16 protein-coding genes are annotated in these 16,570 nt (G+C 70.5%); 11 read left to right on the top strand and 5 right to left on the bottom strand.

Going from position 1 to position 16,570, the window contains the following annotated elements; all coding sequences use genetic code 11:
• The first annotated feature begins 60 nt into the window (after positions 1–60).
• Together ACQPZQ_RS33500 and ACQPZQ_RS33495 are read left to right on the top strand one after the other, a co-directional pair.
• Positions 61–1,236: an acyl-CoA dehydrogenase family protein gene (locus ACQPZQ_RS33500; RefSeq protein WP_433287520.1), complete on the top strand. Its 1,176-nt coding sequence runs from the start codon at positions 61–63 to the stop codon at positions 1,234–1,236.
• Between the two features lie 391 nt (positions 1,237–1,627).
• The gene (locus ACQPZQ_RS33495; protein ID WP_433287518.1) at positions 1,628–2,140 is read left to right on the top strand and encodes a chorismate mutase; all 513 of its coding nucleotides are present in this window, start codon (positions 1,628–1,630) and stop codon (positions 2,138–2,140) included.
• Between the two features lie 35 nt (positions 2,141–2,175).
• Here the strand turns inward: ACQPZQ_RS33495 and ACQPZQ_RS33490 are convergent, their stop codons facing one another.
• The gene (locus tag ACQPZQ_RS33490) at positions 2,176–2,772 is read right to left on the bottom strand and encodes a TetR/AcrR family transcriptional regulator (protein ID WP_433287516.1); all 597 of its coding nucleotides are present in this window, start codon (positions 2,770–2,772) and stop codon (positions 2,176–2,178) included.
• A gap of 51 nt (positions 2,773–2,823) precedes the next feature.
• Positions 2,824–3,654, bottom strand: a complete 831-nt coding sequence (locus ACQPZQ_RS33485) for a class II glutamine amidotransferase (RefSeq protein WP_433287514.1) — start codon at positions 3,652–3,654, stop codon at positions 2,824–2,826.
• A 193-nt stretch (positions 3,655–3,847) separates the two neighbouring features.
• On the opposite strand from ACQPZQ_RS33485, the gene ACQPZQ_RS33480 reads away from it, so the two are divergent.
• Genes ACQPZQ_RS33480 through ACQPZQ_RS33465 form a run of 4 tightly spaced genes read left to right on the top strand, consistent with a single transcriptional unit; the run spans position 3,848 to position 8,402 of the window.
• Positions 3,848–4,381 carry a 2Fe-2S iron-sulfur cluster-binding protein gene (locus ACQPZQ_RS33480; protein WP_344717932.1) on the top strand — a complete coding sequence of 178 codons (534 nt, stop codon included), beginning with the start codon at positions 3,848–3,850 and terminating at the stop codon, positions 4,379–4,381.
• The gene (locus ACQPZQ_RS33475; RefSeq protein ID WP_433287512.1) at positions 4,378–5,373 is read left to right on the top strand and encodes an FAD binding domain-containing protein; all 996 of its coding nucleotides are present in this window, start codon (positions 4,378–4,380) and stop codon (positions 5,371–5,373) included. The genes ACQPZQ_RS33480 and ACQPZQ_RS33475 overlap by 4 nt, the downstream gene beginning before the upstream one ends.
• A complete protein-coding gene (locus ACQPZQ_RS33470) occupies positions 5,370–7,667 on the top strand; it encodes a xanthine dehydrogenase family protein molybdopterin-binding subunit (protein WP_433287510.1) in 2,298 nt (765 codons plus the stop codon). The genes ACQPZQ_RS33475 and ACQPZQ_RS33470 overlap by 4 nt, the downstream gene beginning before the upstream one ends.
• Positions 7,668–7,673: 6 nt before the next feature.
• Positions 7,674–8,402, top strand: a complete 729-nt coding sequence (locus ACQPZQ_RS33465; RefSeq protein ID WP_433287508.1) for a TetR family transcriptional regulator — start codon at positions 7,674–7,676, stop codon at positions 8,400–8,402.
• On the opposite strand, the gene ACQPZQ_RS33460 is transcribed toward ACQPZQ_RS33465, so the two are convergent.
• Together ACQPZQ_RS33460 and ACQPZQ_RS33455 are read right to left on the bottom strand one after the other, a co-directional pair.
• Positions 8,346–10,124 carry a hypothetical protein gene (locus ACQPZQ_RS33460; protein ID WP_433287506.1) on the bottom strand — a complete coding sequence of 593 codons (1,779 nt, stop codon included), beginning with the start codon at positions 10,122–10,124 and terminating at the stop codon, positions 8,346–8,348. The two genes, ACQPZQ_RS33465 and ACQPZQ_RS33460, sit on opposite strands and share 57 nt — an antisense overlap.
• A 14-nt stretch (positions 10,125–10,138) precedes the next feature.
• Positions 10,139–10,756 (bottom strand): hypothetical protein, encoded by a 618-nt coding sequence (locus ACQPZQ_RS33455; RefSeq protein WP_433287504.1) that lies wholly within the window; start codon positions 10,754–10,756, stop codon positions 10,139–10,141.
• Positions 10,757–11,064: 308 nt separating this feature from the next.
• Between ACQPZQ_RS33455 and ACQPZQ_RS33450 the strand changes: the two genes are divergently transcribed.
• Positions 11,065–11,844, top strand: coding sequence for an SDR family NAD(P)-dependent oxidoreductase (locus tag ACQPZQ_RS33450; RefSeq protein ID WP_433287502.1), 780 nt, complete (start codon positions 11,065–11,067; stop codon positions 11,842–11,844).
• On the top strand, positions 11,838–12,311 hold the full coding sequence (locus ACQPZQ_RS33445; RefSeq protein ID WP_433287500.1) for a cupin domain-containing protein: 474 nt from the start codon (positions 11,838–11,840) through the stop codon (positions 12,309–12,311). Before ACQPZQ_RS33450 ends, ACQPZQ_RS33445 begins: the two co-directional genes overlap by 7 nt.
• Before the next feature lie 17 nt (positions 12,312–12,328).
• Here the strand turns inward: ACQPZQ_RS33445 and ACQPZQ_RS33440 are convergent, their stop codons facing one another.
• A complete protein-coding gene (locus ACQPZQ_RS33440) occupies positions 12,329–13,111 on the bottom strand; it encodes a VOC family protein (RefSeq protein ID WP_433287498.1) in 783 nt (260 codons plus the stop codon).
• Positions 13,112–13,278: 167 nt separating this feature from the next.
• On the opposite strand from ACQPZQ_RS33440, the gene ACQPZQ_RS33435 reads away from it, so the two are divergent.
• The 3 genes from ACQPZQ_RS33435 to ACQPZQ_RS33425 all read left to right on the top strand — a co-directional run bounded on the left by ACQPZQ_RS33435 (position 13,279) and on the right by ACQPZQ_RS33425 (position 16,562).
• Complete coding sequence (locus tag ACQPZQ_RS33435; protein WP_433287496.1) at positions 13,279–15,015, top strand: ATP-binding protein; 1,737 nt, start codon at positions 13,279–13,281, stop codon at positions 15,013–15,015.
• A gap of 19 nt (positions 15,016–15,034) precedes the next feature.
• On the top strand, positions 15,035–15,766 hold the full coding sequence (locus tag ACQPZQ_RS33430; RefSeq protein ID WP_433287494.1) for a Type 1 glutamine amidotransferase-like domain-containing protein: 732 nt from the start codon (positions 15,035–15,037) through the stop codon (positions 15,764–15,766).
• A 301-nt stretch (positions 15,767–16,067) separates the two neighbouring features.
• Complete coding sequence (locus ACQPZQ_RS33425; RefSeq protein ID WP_433287492.1) at positions 16,068–16,562, top strand: hypothetical protein; 495 nt, start codon at positions 16,068–16,070, stop codon at positions 16,560–16,562.
• The last annotated feature ends 8 nt before the right edge of the window (positions 16,563–16,570 follow it).

The following is a 16,570-nucleotide window of genomic DNA, read 5'->3' as shown; positions in this document are numbered from 1 at the left end:
TCCTCGTGTCACCCGTTCTGCTGGTTCGCGGAATCTGTAGCGTAGAGGCCCCGTACCTGCATGAGGGAGATCAGCGTGCCCATGCACCGCCCGTCGGCACTCGACCCGGGTCGCATTCCGAAACTGCTCAGGCACACGATCGACGCCTCCGTCGAGAAGGCCGACGCTCAGCGCCGGCTGCCGGACGAGCTGTATGACGAGCTCCGTGAATGCGGCGCGTTCCGGCTCCTGACCCCCCGCGTGGTGGGCGGTCAGCAGGCGTCGCTGGTCACCGTGCTTGCGGCGTACGAGAACCTCGCCCGTATCGACGCATCCACGGCCTGGGTCGTCTGGAACGCCAACTTCGGGTTCATCGCGGCACTGCTGGACGAGGCGGGGGTCTCCCGGATCTGGGGCTGCGGCCAGGAGCCCCTGCTGGCAAACGCGGGCAGACCCGGCACGGCCGTGCCCGTGGACGGGGGATACCGGGTCTCCGGTCATTGGAAGCTCGTCAGCGGGATCGCCGCCGCCGACTGGTTGGTCGTGCTCGCCGCGGTGACCCGAGCGGGGAACTCGCCCGGCGATGCCGGGGCACCGGACATGCGGCTGTTCGCACTGACCCGCGCGCAGTTCGTCATCCACGACACCTGGGACAGCAGCGGTCTGCGGGGGACCGGCAGCAACGACGTCACCGTGGAGGACGCGTTCGTGCCGTCCGAACTCGCGGCGCGGCTGGACGCGAGGCCCCGGATCGACGAGTTCCCCTACAGCGGCTTCATCCCGGCGCTGGTGTTCCCGGGATGCAGCGCCATCGTGCTCGGGGTCGCGCAGGCCGCGATCGACGAGTTCGTCCGCCTCGCACCGGGTAAGCGCACTCCGTTCGGTCCGCTCCTTGCCGAACAGGCTCGGACGCAGTCGACGCTCGCCGGCTCCGAGGCGGCCGTCGCTGCCGCGCGTCAGTTGCTCCTGTCCGTGGCGCGCGATCTCGATGCCGCCGCCGAGAAGCGCACGCCGGTGACGGTCGAGAAGCGGGCGGAGTTCCGAGCGGCCATGAGTCACGCCGCGCGCGTCGGCAGGGAGGTCATCGAGGCCGTGTACGAGCTGGCGAGCTCGTCCGCGATCTACCGCGGCACCGTGCTGGAAAGGCTGTTCCGCGACGGGATGGTGGCTGTTCAACACGCCAACCATTCGGCGGTGTTCTTCGAGGTCGCCGGACGGGTCCGGCTCGGCCTCGACCCCGGGTTGCCGCTGTTCTGAGTAAATCCGTGCGGGCACGTGATCACTGCAGGAATCCGGCACGATCGGGCCGACGCGCGAGTGGTCCAAGGCCTTTCACGATGGACCGGTGGACATCGGCTACCGAGCCGGGCGATGGAGGTGGCAGAGTCGGGTCGGATGGCGGAGGTGCGGCACACGTCGGGCCGTCGGTAGCTGGGGATCTGCTGAGAAATGAAAGGACCCGTACGGCGCCTTTCCGGCGGCCGGCCTCGCCGAATGGCGGGGATCACGATCGGCTCTGATTCTCGCGGGTAGGCCCGGCGCTAGCATGCGAGAGTGACTGATTCGCGTCCGGTGTGGTGCGCACCCACCCCGACGGGGAAGTCGGTCGAATCCAAAGAAACCCTCAAGATTGGGTAAGGGAACTGGCATGTCTGTCGACTCCCCCGTCGAACTCGATGACTTCGGTTCGTTGGTCGATCTCGCTGTCCAGCGCATTCTCGTGAGTGACGACGTGGCCGCGACGAAGTACCGGTCGGGAGCCCCCGTGGAGGATCTGCTCCGGGAGCGGCAGGTGCTCGCCGAGGCCGGCCGCCGGGCGGCCCAGATGGGGCTGGACCGGGAGTTCGCGATCCGCTTCTTCCGCAGTCAGATCGACGCGAGCAAGGTCGTGCAGCGCGGGATGCTCGCACGATGGCAGGCTCATCCTGAGGAAGCTCCCTCCACCCCGCCCGACCTGCAGTCGATCCGTGAACGGCTCGACGAACTCACCGACCAACTCCTCGAGCAGCTGCGTTCCACGCAGGTGACTCGCCGGCACACGTCGTTGTGCCGCACCCGTCTGCACGAGGCCCGGGTTCCCGTGGCCGCCGTGCACCATCTCGACGCGTTGCACCGCCGCGCACTCGACCTGGCGACCGAGTGGATCTGCTCGGCCGACTGAGCCGCCGATGATCCTGCCCGCGTCCGGGCGGTTCGTCAGGCGGGAGCCTGTTCCAGCAGCTGCTCGAACAGGGCTTCCAGTCGCCGCGCCAGCGCAGCAGGGTCCGCCCTGGTGGTCGCCGTACTGCCCAGGACGTTGTGCATCAGCTGGAAGCCCGCGATGAGGGACAGGAACAGCGCGACACGCTCGTGGGTGTCCGTCCCGGGCAGCAGGGCCGCCAGATGCTGCTCGAAATGCCGTTCGATGCTGTCGCGCAGGATGTCGGCGGCACGCGGGTTCGAGACCGAGCGCAACATCAGCAGGAACCCGTCGACATGATCGTTTTCGTGTGATTCGTCCCCGACCAGCGCTGCCGCCGCGAACCGGCTGAGCGTGGCGGCGTCGTCCGTGAGCAGGGTCGGCTCGGCGAAGACCGCCTCCACGGTCTCCGCGAAGAGCAGCTCCTTGGAGCCGAAGTAGCGGTTGACCAGCATGGCCGTCACGCCGGCGCCCTGCGCGATCTCGCGTACGCCGATCCCGTCGTAGCCGTACCGGGTGAAGGCGATCTTCGCTGACCGCAGGATCGCCTCCCTGGTCGATGCGGCGTTGCGCCGCCTGGGCGCCGCCTCACCGGTCGCGTTGCCCGTGTTCACGTTCACGACGGTAGAGGCTGATGTCGACAACCGAGCGCAACGCCTCGCGGGCTACGGCTCGTACGGATGGAAGGGCACTTCGAGGTCATCGCCCTCCTGCACCACCAGCGCGGTGCCCGGCGGCACTTCCCGCCACAGCCCCGGCAGGTCGACCAGCGGCTCGGAGACGATCACCCGGGACTCGTCGGAGAAGTGCTGAAGGCGCTCGTCGGCGGGGTAGAGCAGGCGGAGGTCGCGGACGGACGAGCTGACGTAGAGCGTGTTCGCCTCCATTCCGCTTGCGTACCGGGCGGCGTAGAGGCGCACCCCGTCGCTGATCCCGACGGTCATCTGCAGCGGGTGCTCGGAGCCGGCGCGTCGTCCCTCCGCCTCGATGAACCCGGCCATCCGTTCGAGGCCGCCGACCGGGTCGTCGGCCAGGCCGAAGGTCAGCGCGAGGTAGAACATCAGCTCGGAGTCGGTGGTGCCCTCGATCCCGGGGAAGAGTTTCGGATCGACGCGGAGGAGCAGGTCGCGGCGCAGACGGTCGTAGGCGTCGATGAACCCGTTGTGGACGAACATCCACTGGCCGTGCCGGAACGGGTGGCAGTTGGTCTGCTGCACGGGAGTCCCGGTCGATGCGCGGACGTGGGCGAGGAACAGCGGCGAGCTGATCTGTGCGCTGACCTCCCGGAGGTTGCGGTCGCCCCATGCCGGTGACGCGCTGCGGAACAGGCCCGGGGTGTCCGCCGTGCCGTACCAGCCGAGGCCGTGGCCGTCGGCGTTGGCGGCGGAGAGGCCCGGTCCGTGGCGCTTGCTCTGCTCGATCAGTGATCGCGCAGGCTGGTAGAGCAGCTCCTCGGGGCGAATCGGGTCGCCGAAGTAGCCCAGCCAGCGGCACATGCCCGCGACTCTCCCAGCTGATGTGCCCACCCGCTACGACCCGCCGGGGGACGTGCCCCGGGCGCTGGTGTGGCCCCTCCGTCCGGCGTGGCCGGTGGGGCCTGAGATGCTCTCAGTTAAGTCACCACCGTTCACTTGTTAGCGATACGCCGTAGTGTTAACTTTCGCGGCACTGACGAGACGGAGGAGCCACGTGGTCGAGGTTCAGATGCGGATCAACGGGACCGTCCGGTCCATCGAGGTGGAACCGCGGGTCAGCCTGCTCGACCTGCTGCGTGAGCAACTCGGGCTCACCGGCACCAAGAAAGGCTGCAACCAGGGAGCATGCGGTGCGTGCACCGTGCTCGTCGACGGTGAGCGGATCAACTCCTGCCTCACCCTCGCCGTGCAGTACGCGGGCCGCGAGATCACCACGATCGAGGGTGTCGCCGCCGACGGCAGGCCGCATCCCCTGCAGGCGGCCTTCATCCGCAACGACGGGTTCCAGTGCGGCTACTGCACGTCCGGGCAGATCTGCTCGGCGATCGGGATGCTCGCCGAGCATCGTGCCGGTGTTCCGAGCGCCGTCACCGAACATCTCGCTGCGGGGCCTGCCGAGCTCTCGGGCCAGGAGATCCGGGAGCGCATGAGCGGCAACCTGTGCCGGTGTGGCGCCTACAACGGGATCGTCGAGTCGATCCAGGAGGTCGCCTCTGGCGACCTCGATCTGCTGGAGGGCGCGCGATGAGGCCGTTCGCCTACGTCAGCGCGCCGGACGTCGCCACCGCGGTCCGCGCCATCGCGTCGGAGCCTGGGGCGAAGTTCATCGGGGGCGGCACCAACCTCGTCGACCTCATGCGCGAGGACATCGAGCAGCCCGACACGGTCGTCGACATCACGGGGCTCCCCCTCACGGAGGTCACGGAGCTACCGGGGGGCGGGGTGCGGATCGGTGCCCTCGTCCGCAACAGCCGTCTGGCCGCCCACCAGGTCATCCGCGGGCGCTACCCGGTGCTGTCCCAGGCTGTCCTGACCGGTGCGTCGGGTCAGCTGCGGAACATGGCGACGGTCGGCGGCAACCTGCTGCAGCGCACCCGCTGCCCGTACTTCTACGACCGCTCCGCCGCCTGCAACAAGCGGGAGCCGGCCAGCGGATGCGACGCGGTGGGTGGCTTCACCCGGGGGCACGCCGTGCTCGGTACCAGCGAGAGCTGCATCGCCACGCATCCCTCCGACATGTGCGTGGCGCTGGCCGCGCTCGACGCGGTCGTCGAGGTGGAGAGCATCCGGGGCAGCAGGCGCATCCCGCTCGTCGAGTTCCACCGGCTGCCGGACGCCACCCCGCACGTGGAGACCGAGATCGCCCCCGACGAGCTGATCACGGCCGTCGAGCTGCCGCCCCTGCCGCTGGCCGCCACGTCCCGCTACCGCAAGGTGCGGGACCGGGCGTCCTACGCCTTCGCGCTCGTGTCCGTCGCTGCCGCGATGGAGGTCCGCGACGGCACCGTGAGCGCGGCTCGCCTGGCGCTCGGAGGCGTCGCACCCAAGCCCTGGCGGGCCCGCCTGGCCGAGGACGCGCTGGTCGGCGCCCCGGCCACCGAGGAGTCGTTCCGGCGGGCCGCGGCGGCCGAGCTCGCTCCTGCCGTCGCACAGAGCGAGAACGCGTTCAAGATCGAGCTGGCCGAGCGGACGATCGTCGCCACGCTGCGGCAGCTGCTCACCGAGGGGAGTGCGGCATGACCCAGGTGGAGAACCGGCCACTGACGACGACGTTCGGGCCGGTCGTGGGCCGGCCCGTCGACCGCGTCGACGGCACGGCCAAGACCACCGGCGCGGCCCACTTCGCTGCGGAGTACCCCCACGCCGACCTCGCGCACGCCGCGCTCGTGTTCGCGACCGTCAGCCGCGCCCGGATCACCGGCATCGACACCGCGGCCGCATCCGCGGTCGAGGGGGTGCTCTCGGTGATCACGCACCTCAACGCGCCGCCGATGAAGCCGCCCCGCCCGGTGAACTACATGAACCTGAGCACGCTCGCCTCGGGGACGTCGGTGAACTACCTCAACACCGACGAGGTGCACTGGAACGGGCAGCCGGTGGCCGTCGTCGTCGCCGAGACGCTCGACGCGGCACAGGAGGCCGCCCGGCTGGTCTCCGTGTCCTACGAGGAGCTGCCCGCTGCGGTGGACTTCGCCGCGGAGGAGGGCAACGCCACCCCCGAGAAGAGCACCCCCATGAGCTCGGGCAGCGCGAAGAAGGGCGACGCCGAGGCCGCGCTCGCCGCGGCGCCGGTGTCGGTGGACCTGCGCTTCACCACCCCGGGACACAATCACAACGCCCTCGAACCGCACGCCACCACGGCGGCATGGGACGGCGACCGGCTCGTCGTCCACGAGGGGACGCAGAACGTCGCGTGGGTGCGTGACCAGCTCGCATGGAGGTTCGACGTGCCCGCGGCCGCGGTGCGCGTGATCTCCCCGTACGTCGGCGGCGCCTTCGGTGGCAAGACCACGATCTGGGCCGGCACCGTCCTCACGGTGCTGGCAGCGCGGGTCACCGGCCGGCCGGTCCGCATGATGCTCACCCGCGAGGGCGTCTACCGCACCGTCGGCGGACGCACCCCGTCGACGCAGCGGGTGGCGATCGGCGCGGATACCGACGGCAGCATGACCGCCCTGATCCACACCAGCGTGACGCAGGTGGGCCGGGCGGGCGGGGGGCCGGAGCAGGTGACGTCCCAGTCGCGCCACCTCTACGACGCGAAGAACATCCTGGTGCAGCAGCGTCAGGTCACGCTCGACACGTTGCCCAACACGTTCATGCGTGCCCCGGGCGAGTCCATCGGCACCTTCGCGCTGGAGGCCGCCGTCGACGAGCTCGCCTACGAGCTGGGGATCGACCCGATCGAGCTGCGGATGCGGAACGAGCCGGAGCGGAACCCGATCGACGGCAAGCGGTTCGCCCATCGAGCGTTGCGCGAGGCCTACGCTCGCGGGGCGGAGCTGTTCGGCTGGTCCGCCCGCACGCCCCGGCCCGGCTCGATGCGCGACGGGAGGTGGCTGGTCGGCATGGGCGTGGCGTCGGCGTACCACCCTGCGTGGCAGCTCGCGGCCAACGTCACGGTCCGGCTCTCGGCCGACGGCAGCGTCCTCGTGCGGTGCGGGTTCCACGAGATGGGCATGGGCGGGGCCACGGCTCAGGGGCAGATCGCCGCGGACGCACTCGGCGTGCCGTTCGAGGCCGTCACCGTGGAGTACGGGGACAGCGCGCTCCCCACCGGGCCGGGCGCGGGCGGCTCGGGCCAGACCGCGAGCGTGGCCGCGAGCCTCCTGGAGGCGTGCGACAAGCTGAAGCGGTCGGTGCTGGCCCTGGCGGCGCGCTCGGCGGAGTCCCCGCTGCGAGGGCAGCGCCTGTCCGACGTCCGGGCACGGGACGCCGGGCTCTACCGCGCCGACGACGCCCGCGGCGAGTCCTACGCGGCGATCCTCGGGCGAGCCGCCCAGGTGTCCGTCGACGCCGCCGTGGGTTCCGACACCCGGCTGGGCAGCATCGCCGGCCAGGCAAAGTTCCTGACCAAGTTCCTGCTGGAGAACCGCCGCTGGACGAAGGCTGCCGCGGGGGCGCAGTTCTGCGAGGTGCGCGTCGATCCGGACACCGGTGAGGTGCGGGTGTCGCGCTGGCTCGGCGTGTTCGACGTCGGCACGGTGATCAACGCGAAGACCGCGAGCAGCCAGCTGCGCGGAGGAATCGTGATGGGCATCGGGATGGCGTTGCAGGAGGCGAGCCTCGTCGACCGGCGCACCGGCCGCATCATGAACGCCAACCTCGCGGAGTACCACGTCCCGGTGCACGCCGACATCCCGCCGATCGACGTGTTCTACCTGGGCGATCCCGACCCCACGATGCCGCTGGGCCTGATCGGGATCGGCGAGGTCAGCATCACCGGGGTCGCGGCGGCGATCGCCAACGCCGTGTACCACGCCACCGGCAAGCGGGTCCGGGACCTGCCGATCACCCTGGACAAGCTGTTGTGATGGCTCATGGCAAGTGACCGGGTGACGTTCCGGCGTGCCCGTCGCCCCGAGCACAAGCAGCAGCGTTACGACGCCATCCTCGCCGCCGCCCGCTCGCAGGGCCTGCGGAAAGGGGTGCGCAACGTCAGCCTGGCGGACATCGCGTCCGAGGTCGGCGTGCACAAGTCGGCGCTGCTGCGCTACTTCGAGACCCGGGAGGAGATCTACCTCCACCTCATGGCCGAGGGCTGGCAGGAGTGGGTCGAGGGCATGCGCGGCGAGCTCGAGCGGCTGCCGGTCGGCTCGGTGGACGGGGTGGCGGGCGTGATCGCCCGTACGCTCGCCGACCGGCCGCTGCTGTGCGACCTGATGATGCACACCCCGCTCACGCTGGAGCGGAACGTGTCGATCGAGTCCGTGCGCGCGTACAAGCTCGCCGCCTTCGCGTCGCTCGCGGAGGGCACGGCGCTGCTGCGCAGGGTCCTGCCGGGCCTCACCGAGGCCGACGTCATGGATCTCATGGTCGTCGTCACGGGGGTGGCCGCGGCCCTGTGGCAGGCCGCTCACCCGCCGCCGGCGCTGGTCGCCCTCTACGCCGAGGATCCGCAGCTCGCGCACGGCCAGGTGGAGTTCACCCCGTCGCTGGAGCGGGTCGTCGAGGTGACGTTGAGAGGTCTCCTGTCACGCCTGTCCGGCTCGTCAGGCCCACCGGCGCAGGGGGAAGAGCCAGGCGTCGTCGATGCGCCGCCCGGGTGATCCGGTGACGGTCCGTGTCCACTCGATCAGCGGAGCGGAGTCGATCCCCGGCCGGTCGACGACGAGCACGACCGTGACCCCCGCCGCGCGGAGCTGGCGCGCAGCGGCGCCGGCGCCCGCCATGGAGGTGGGCCGCCCGGCGGTGATCTGCTCGGCGACGTCCTGGTAGAGGTTCGACGGCGCCTCGAGCAGCAGGTCGTGACGGGGGTCGGAGCCGATGAAGTAACCGCCGGTCGTGCGGTACGCCATTCCGGACGCGGCCTGCCAGAGCAGCGGATCCGCTCCGCCCACCCATTCACCGGTGATCCTCGGGACGGTCTCGACGACGTCGTGATCGTCGAGGTACTGCTGCGCGGAGCGGGTGAAGAACGCCGGGACCGTGGCCGGCACGGATTCCTGGGAGTTCGACGGGAGCCAGGTGGCGACCGCGAGCAGCGTCGCGGCCACGGCGGCGGTGCGACCCGGGCCGGGGGGCCGGTCGGCCAGGTGGTCGAGCCAGGCCGCGACCATCACGGCCGCGCAGAGCGCGACGAAGACCTGGAACCGGACGGGTTCGATCTCGGCCAGCAGAGGCACCCGCTCGACGAGATGCCAGGGCAGCGGGATCCCGGTGTCGTGGTTGAGCACAACGGCGTCGATCCCGAAGGACAGCACGAGCAGCACCAGGCCGACGGCCGCGGTGACCCGCACCAGGGCGCTCCGGAGCGCAACCACCGCCACGACCAGGACGATCAGCAGTGCCACGCCGAGGTAGCCGCCCTGCTCGCCCGGATGCGAGTGCAGTTGCTCGCCGAGCCGCCCGGTGCCGAACCGGAACGAGGACAGCGGGCTCGGCACGACGACGTTGGCGACGTCGGCTCCGCTGGTGGCCGGGTCCCGGATCTGCCCGCGAGGCCGCGCCGGCCCGGCGAGCAGCAGATAGAGGGGGTAGGGGACCAGGGCCACGTACGTGGCGACGCACGCCGCTGCCGCCCTGGCGACGCTCGGGATCCGCTCGGCGGCGAGCTGCGGCCTGCGGATGGCCAGGCACGCCGCAGCGACCACGAGTGCGACGCCGCCGAGCGCCGCGGTCTGCGAGTAGATACCGGTCTGTACGGCGAATCCGCCGCCGAGCAGCATGCCCGCGCGGGCCGGACGGGCACCCGGCGTGACGAAGATGGCGTGCACCGCCCACAAGAGGATGGGCGGCAGGATGGCCCAGACGAGGTTGATGTGGCCGACCGAACTGTGCGCCACGACAAATGGCGAGAATGCATACAGTAGCCCGGCGATTGAGCGCGGCAGCCATCGATTGATGTACGGCCGCAGTGCCAGTACGAGAGCCAGCCCGGAAACCACCGGACCGAGAATCATTCCGATGTTGAAGGCAGCGACCGCCCCAGCGGTCAGGGTGATCGGGGCCAGCAGGAACGCGAGGAGCGGGACCGAGGTGTTCCACATCGCGTTCACGCCGGTCGGGTAGTGCTGGTACGTGGTGAACAGCGGGTCCTGGCCGTGGCCCGCCGCCCAGGGGAACCAGTTCAACCACCAGACGAACAGGTGGGCGTCGGAGGTCCAGCCGGTGGTCGAGCCGGCCAGGTCGCCCAGCACGCGATGGTGCAGCGCGAGCGATACGGCGAGATAGGCGGTGGCCGTCAGCGCGAGCGCGACGACCGGGTGCGTCGGAAGTCGGGTGATCTCGCGGTGGGGGGCCTCCGTGCGGAGGCGGGTGGGCGCGAGCACCGCCCAGTTCTAGCTCACGCCATCGTGCTGCGCATGGCCGCGTGCCGGGCCTTGAGCGCGGTGTCCTTGTTGATGGGGTCGTGGGCCTCGTCCGGCTCGATCTTGCCGGCGATCGCGACGGCGTCGAGAACGCTGAACATGCGGACGAGATGGGCGATGCGCGCCTCGTCCTGGTCGACCGCTTCCTGCTCGCCGGTGGCGAGGGCGAGCGTGCGGTCGATCCAGATGACCTCGACGTGCAGGTCGGCGTGCTGCAGCATGTCGCACAGCCGGTCGCGCAGCTCGTTGGGATGCAGGTCGACCCACTCGGACAGAGCCTTCGGGTCGATCGGAAGCAGCCGTCCACGCTTGCGGAAATAGATGAGCTCGGCCGCGTACGCGTGGCCGTAGGCGTTGTACCGGCATCCGTTGTGCAGCGAGATGCTCATGCAGATCAGTTGGGTGCGCAGCGGCCCCAGAGCGCGCAGGGTGCGGTCGTAACGGTGAATGCTTCCCAGGCTCCAGCCCACCGCCCGGGTGGCTCCCAGCTGCTCGACGGTGGCGCCCGCCAGCCGTGGAACGAACCCCCAGTACTCCTTGCCCAGCCCTTCGAGGAGGCCTGTTGCGAGCCGATCGAGCTCGCCAGCAGCCATTCCCCTACCCCCTACCGTGTGAGTGTTACGAATAGTACTCGCACGTGCAGGCGCATGTGCGCTCATCAGCGAACGAGTTGTCACCGGGCGCGGAGTCCTGTCAATCGCAAGTGACGTATCCAACGCAATAAGACTAGTAGTGGTTGACGTATTCGGCTGAAGGGGCGGTCACGACACCCCGCAGTTCGTCCAAACGTGCAGTTCGCAACGATAATGACTACTTACCGTGATCAACTCGTGCCACGATTGCGCAACGCGCCGAAGACGGGACGCCCATGCCTCCGCCGCCCGTCCGGCACACTCCAGCCGTGCCTCCACGCCAGAATTGTGGCCTCCCTGACCTCTCCGGCACCGTCGGGCTCGTCACCGGAGCGAGTGGTGGCATCGGTTCGGGCATCGCCGCGCGCCTGGCGGCCGCGGGAGCGGCCGTGATCGTGCACCACCACCGGGGAGCGGACCGAGCACGAGTGGTGGCGGCCGGGATCGCGGACCGGGGCGGCCAGGCCGTGACCGCCACGGCCGACCTCACCCGGCCCGAGGAGTGCGCGGCGCTGATGGCGGTGGCCGTGGAGCGGTACGGACGGCTCGACGCCGTGGTCGCCGCCGCAGGCGTGCAGCCAGTGACGGCGCTTCCCGGCATGAGCGTCGGGGCGTGGCGCGAGGTGCTCGACGCCAACGCCACCGGTGCCTTCGCCACCGTGCAGGCGGCGGCCGCGGTGATGACGGGACACGGCGGGTCGATCACGCTCATCGCCTCGGTCGAGGGCACCCGCCCGGCGGGCGGGCACGCGCACTACTCCGCGTCCAAGGCGGCGACGATCATGCTCGCCCGCAGCGCGGCGCTCGAGTACGGCGGCGCCGGGATCAGGGTCAACACGGTGTCGCCGGGGTTGATCGACCGCCCCGGCCTGGCGCAGGACTGGCCCTCCGGGGTGCAGAGCTGGGAGCGGGCCGCGCCGCTGGGCACGCTCGGCGAGAGCCGCGACGTGGGCGACGCGTGCGTCTTCCTGGCCTCGCCCATGGCCCGCTGGATCACCGGGCAGGACCTCGTGGTGGACGGCGGGATGTCGGCGGTGCCGGCATGGTGACCCGCGCCGAGGGCGAGCGGGTGGCCGCGCTGCTCGGCCTGGAGCCGCTGCCCGACGAGGGCGGCCTGTTCCGGCGCACCCACCTCGACGCCCACTCCTCGGCGATCTACTACCTGCTGCTGGCCCCCGACTTCTCCGCGCTGCACCGGCTCGACTCCACCGAGACCTACCACTGGTACGCCGGGGCACCGCTGCGGCTGCTCCTGCTGCATCCCGAGGGCGAGATCGACGAACCGGTGCTCGGGCCCGACCTCGCGGCCGGGCAACGCCCACAGGTGGTGGTGCCGGCAGGTACCTGGCAGGGCTCCGGCCCGCAGGGGGAGTGGTCACTGGTGGGTACGACGACCGCGCCTCCGTTCGACTGGACGGGCTTTCGGCTCGGCGAGCGTGCCGACCTCCTCGCCCGGTACCCGGACGCCCACGCGCGCATCACGGAGCTGACCAGGCAGGCACGCTCCGACGGGTGAGCGCGCCCCGCCCAGGATCAGGTGCCCCGCTGCTCTTGCGAGGGCTCGCCGTGCACGGCGAACGCGGCCCCGAACGGATCGATGAGCACCGCCATGCGACCGAACAGCGTGTCCTGTGGCCCGGTGACCACCGCGCCGCCGCCGTGCTCGGTGGTGCTCACTGCGGCGTCGACGTCGGCGACGGAGAAGTAGGGCAGCCAATGGGCGGGCATCCCGGCCGGACCGACCTTCCCACCCATGCCGCCGGCCGTCCGACCGCCCACCTGGAACGTCTCGTAGTCGCCCGGCATGGCGGGGCTCGGCTGGAACGTGTGCCCGAAGACCGCTGCATAGAAGCGCCTGCCTGCCGCGAGGTCGGTGAGTCGGGCTTCGGCCCAGACCAGCGAGCCCGGCTCGTCGTAGATCTCGATGCCGATCTGCCCCGCGGCCTGCCAGACGCCGAACGAGGCGCCGCACGGGTCGAGCCCGACGAGCATGCGGCCGTTGCCCGGGACGTCGAACGGGTCGATGAGCACGCTGCCGCCGGCCGCGCCCACGAGCTTCGCGGTGGCGTCGACGTCGTCGCTGGCCAGATAGACCGTCCAGGACGACGGCTGGCCCTCCTGCTGGAGCGACCCGATCGCGGCCGCGGCCCGGTCGCGCGTGCGGGCGATGTGGTAGTGGCCGAACTGCGCTCCCGAGTCGACGAAGGACCACCCGAAGACCGGGCCGTAGAACTCCGTGGCCGCCCGGACGTCGGGGACCGCGAGGTCGGCCCAGCACGGGGTGCCGGGGGGCCACGGATCATCACGCGTCGGCATGGCGCGCCTCCAGTGGAGTGGAACGCGAGGACAGTTGGGACGGCGCACAGCCAACCACCGGTCCCCGACACAATGCGTCATCCGATCGGCTGCTCACGGTCACGGCCCCCCGGTCGTGGAGCCGTGGTGGCCGGTTAGGGTCCCACCAGCAGTGATGAGGAGGCACCGTGTCCGAGGAAGCGCCTGTCGGCCGCGTCGTCGGCACCGAGGACTCCACCCCGCTCCAGTTCAGCGTGGCGCTCGCGCCCGAGCAGTACCTGCAGCTCGACGACGTCGTGGTCACCGTCCGTCCCGTGCCGGGGATCGGTCCGGTGCTGACGTCCGGGGTGGTCACCGAGGTCCGCGCCCGGCACGAGGGAGCCACCTTCGGCTCCGACGTCTTCCTCATCGCCGACGGCGTGCTGCCCGCTCACGTGCAGGAGGTCGCGGAGGTCACCACCACGCGGGTGGAGCCGGAGTGCTACGTCCCGCCCACCCCCGGATCGCTCGCCCAGCGCGCCACCGGTGAGGAGCGCGCGCGGGCGCTGTACTTCGACCAGATGAGCCTCAAGGTGCCCGTCGGGCTCGGACGTGACGGCGAGCCGATCTACGTCAACCTGGAGTTCCTCGACGGCACCCGCGGCGGCCACGTCTCGATCAGCGGCATCTCCGGCGTCGCGACGAAGACGAGCTTCGCGCTCTTCCTGCTGTACTCGATCTTCCGCAGCGGTGTGCTGGGGCGGCGCTCGGTCAACGCGAAGGCGCTGGTGTTCAGCGTGAAGGGCGAGGACCTGCTGTTCCTCGACCAGGCCAACAGGCGTCTCGACGACGACCTGCGCGAGGCCTACGCCAAGCTGGGCCTGCTCGCGGCGCCGTTCGCGTCCGCGGGCTTCTTCGCCCCGCCCACCCCCGACGACCTCTCCGGACGCCCGCACGTCACCGGCCGCACCAGCGGCGTCACCGCGTTCTGGTGGACGCTCGCCGAGTTCTGCGCCGAGGAGTTGCTGCCCTACGTCTTCGCCGACGCGGAGGACGAGCGCAACCAGTACACGATGGTCATCCACCAGGTCGCCGCGCGGCTGCGGCGCGAGGCGGAAGCCGTCGGAGACGGCGCCGTCGCGGTGGGCGGCAAGGTGCTGCGCACGTACGACGACCTCGTGGAGTTCGTCTCCGACCGGCTCACCGACGAGGACGACCGCCGTGACTGGGCAGGTCCCGTCACCGGCACCGGCACGGTCAACGCGTTCCTGCGCCGGCTGCGCTCGAGCCTCAAGCCGCTGCGCACGATCGTCCGCGGCGACCTCACCGACACACCCGGCCGTCGTGTGAGCACCGACGCGCACCAGGTCACGGTGGTCGACCTGCACAACCTCCCCGAGCGCGCGCAGCGGTTCGTCGTCGGCGTGGTGCTCGCGTCCGAGACCGCCCGCAAGGAGGCCGCCGGACCGGGCGGGCTGCTGTTCACGATGATCGACGAGCTGAACAAGTACGCGCCGCGTGAGGGATCGAGCCCGATCAAGGAGGTGCTGCTCGACATCGCCGAGCGCGGCCGGTCGCTGGGGATCATCCTGATCGGTGCCCAGCAGACGGCGAGCGAGGTGGAGCGGCGGATCGTCTCGAACTCCTCGGTGAAGGTCGTCGGCAGGCTCGACCCCGCCGAGGCCGGGCGGCCCGAGTACGGCTTCCTGCCGGCGTCGCAGCGCCAGCGCGCCACAATCGCGAAGCCCGGCACGATGTTCGTCTCGCAGCCGGAGATCCCGGTGCCGCTGGCCGTCGAGTTTCCGTTCCCGGCATGGGCCACCCGGCTCTCGGAGTCGGCGGGCGACCCGGAACGCGCCGGCGCCACCACTAACGGCGCGGTGCGGCGCGACCCTTTCGCACGGCTCCCGGTGGCGCCGGACGACGAAGACGACGCCCCGTTCTGAGAGATGATTCGATCAGCGCATGACCGCTGACGCTCCCACGATCCTCGCGACCTCGATGGGCTTCGCCTTCCGCGACCGGAACGAGATCGACTACGAACCCGGTCCGATCTTCCCCTTCGCCTTCGAGTTGGCGCGGGCGCCCGAGCGTCCGAAGCTGTGCTTCATCGGCACCGCCACCGGCGACGCCGTCACCTATCTCGCCACCTTCTACGCCGCCTTCGCCGATCACGACGTGCAGACGTCCCACCTGGCCCTGTTCGCGATGCCGAACGTCGAGGACGTGCGGGCGCACCTGCTCTCCCAGGACGTCATCTGGGTCGGCGGCGGAAGCACCGCCAACCTGCTCGCGGTCTGGCGGGTGCACGGGCTGGACCGGATCCTGCGGGAATGCTGGGAGTCCGGAGTGGTGCTGGGCGGGGTCTCGGCCGGTTCGATCTGCTGGCACGAGGGCGGCCCCACCGATTCGTACGGGCCGCAGCTCGAGCCCCTTACCGATGCCCTGGGCTTTCTCCCGTATTCGAACGGGGTGCACTACGACGCCGAGAAACGGCGCCGGCCACTCTTTCACGATCTGATCGGGAACGGCACTCTCGGCGCCGGGTACGCCACGGACAACGGTGTCGGCATCCACTATCGAGGCACCGAGTTCGTCGAGGCGGTGGCGGATCGACCCGGCGTGTACGCCTACCGCGTGGAGCGGGCGCCCGACGGAACGGTGAGCGAGACCCGGATTCCTCCGCGGCTCCTCTGATCCCGATGGATTTCGGAATTTCTGCCGTGGACCGCTCGATCAGGGCGCATGGTTCGTTCTGATGGAATGTCGAAAAGCAGGCAAACTGGTGCCGCGGTCCCGCGGCCGGGTCGGTGGCGGCTAGGCTGCGCGTCGGGGGAACTGCAGTGGCGCGGCTCCTGGAGCGAGCCTCGCGGCCGGCTGTGGTGTTGGGGGCCTGCCGAATAACGCGGACCGGTGGAATTGCCGGTCTTCCGGACGACGACGCAGTGGCGCGGGCTCGGCATCCGATCATCAACCGGTTCGGCATCGGGGTTTGCGCATGAGAACTGTCTATCGAGTCCTGGCCTACGTGATCGCGCTCGAGGTCCTGGTCCAGGGCGCGATGATCACCTTCGCCGTGTTCGGGTTGAGGCACTGGATCGACGAGGGCGGCGTCCTGGACGAGACCATCGTCCAGAACCATGCGGAGGGGTTCGGTGAGGTGATCGGATTCCGGCTCCACACCACGAACGAGCAGGTGATCGTCCCGGCCATCGCTGTCCTGCTGCTGATCTCCGCGTTCTTCGCGAAGGTGTCGAAGGCCGTCGTGTGGGCCGTGATCGTCCTGCTCTCGGTCGTCGTCCAGGTGCTGCTGGGCCTGTTCGCGCTCGATGCACCCGCACTGGGGATCCTGCACGGGATCAACGGGATCCTGCTGTTCGCCTTCGCGCTGGTCGCGGCACGCAGTGCGGATGTATCCGGTGCCGGGTCGTTGCGGGCTTCTCGGGACGCTGCCGACCTGGGCCGATCCGGGGTGATCAGGTCAACGCGCTAGGCCGGCCG

It is taken from the genome of Pseudonocardia sp. CA-142604, assembly GCF_050948475.1.
Taxonomy (GTDB): Bacteria; Actinomycetota; Actinomycetes; order Mycobacteriales; family Pseudonocardiaceae; genus Pseudonocardia; species Pseudonocardia alaniniphila.
Note: the sequence above shows the minus strand (reverse complement) of the source record. Positions and strands in the feature narration are given on the sequence as shown.